Source organism: Mesorhizobium sp. M7A.F.Ca.CA.003.01.2.1 (assembly GCF_003998945.1).
GTDB classification, from domain to species: domain Bacteria; phylum Pseudomonadota; class Alphaproteobacteria; order Rhizobiales; family Rhizobiaceae; genus Mesorhizobium; species Mesorhizobium ciceri.
The window spans coordinates 1-895 of the sequence record NZ_RZRA01001418.1; the positions used below are offsets into that span (position 1 = coordinate 1).

The 895-nt window shown below is 67.6% G+C and carries 2 protein-coding genes and 1 pseudogene; all 3 read right to left on the minus strand.

The annotated features are described in order from the left end of the window. Positions 1-154: 154 nt before the first annotated feature. Positions 155-388, minus strand: a complete 234-nt coding sequence (locus EN969_RS33135) for a phage-related exported protein (RefSeq protein WP_013530787.1) — start codon at positions 386-388, stop codon at positions 155-157. Between the two features lies 1 nt (position 389). Next, positions 390-605 (minus strand): hypothetical protein, encoded by a 216-nt coding sequence (locus EN969_RS33140; RefSeq protein ID WP_063168557.1) that lies wholly within the window; start codon positions 603-605, stop codon positions 390-392. After that, positions 602-895: pseudogene (locus EN969_RS33145) on the minus strand (hypothetical protein); the annotation flags it as partial. The pseudogene EN969_RS33145 and the gene EN969_RS33140, both read right to left, overlap by 4 nt.

The following is an 895-nucleotide window of genomic DNA, read 5'->3' on the forward strand; positions in this document are numbered from 1 at the left end:
CAAAATTTCTGACCCTTTTCGTTGTGAGCCAGGATCGCCGCCACCGACGCGTCGGAAAGGGCCGCCGCCTCTGCCCTTGTCGGCCGGATGGGATGCCCGGCCGCGCAGAACGATCCGCCTGATGTGGTGCAGCCGGCCAGCAGGAGCGAGAGCGCTATGATTTTGACCATCTGGCCAGCCTCCCTCTGTTGTCGTCCGGCGCCCGGCCGGCGACGGCATCGTCGATCTCCTGGGCTTCGGTGCGCGCCGCGGCGTCGGCGGCATCCTGCCTGGCCTTCTGGTTGGCCTTGCCCTTGGCGTAGGCCGTCCAGACACCGGCGAGCGCGGCGCCCATTGCCAGAAGATACGGCCAGGCCTGGCCAAGCAGCGCGAAAGCGAGTGTTCCCATCTCATGTCTCCTTGGCCGGCGCGACCATGCCGCGCGGCCCGTCACGCACCGCGTTGATGATGATCTTGGCAAGGGCAATGGCGCCGCTGATCTGAAGGGCGGTGCGGTCGCTCACGCCGAGCAGCGTCCAGTCAAAGCCGGCGAGCGCGCCGCCGCAGATGATGGCGATCAGCGTGTTGAGGAGATTGTGCAGCGCATTGGTGTTGAACCATGTCATCGAAACAGGCTTCCGAAAAAATCGGCGATCTGATGCCGGACGGCCGCGAGCGCTCCGGCCATGAGAACGAGGAGGCCGGCCACGGCAGCCGTCTTGCCGCCGGGCGTCGGCTGCTCGAGACGAACCGACGGCGCCCCATTGGCCGATGTTTCGACCCTGGGCGGCGCCGCCGCGGTCACCGGTGCGGCGGGGCGCTGCGCCGACATCAGCAGGGCCTGAACCCGCACCGACCTGACCCGATCCGACCAGCCGCGCCCGAATGTTGCCCATGTCGGCAACCGCTTCAGGAA

Excerpts from the sequence above, each read along its gene's own strand:
- EN969_RS33135 (WP_013530787.1), bottom strand. The coding sequence starts at position 388 with ATGGGAACACTCGCTTTCGCGCTGCTTGGCCAGGCCTGGCCGTATCTT.
- EN969_RS33140 (WP_063168557.1), bottom strand. The coding sequence starts at position 605 with ATGACATGGTTCAACACCAATGCGCTGCACAATCTCCTCAACACGCTG.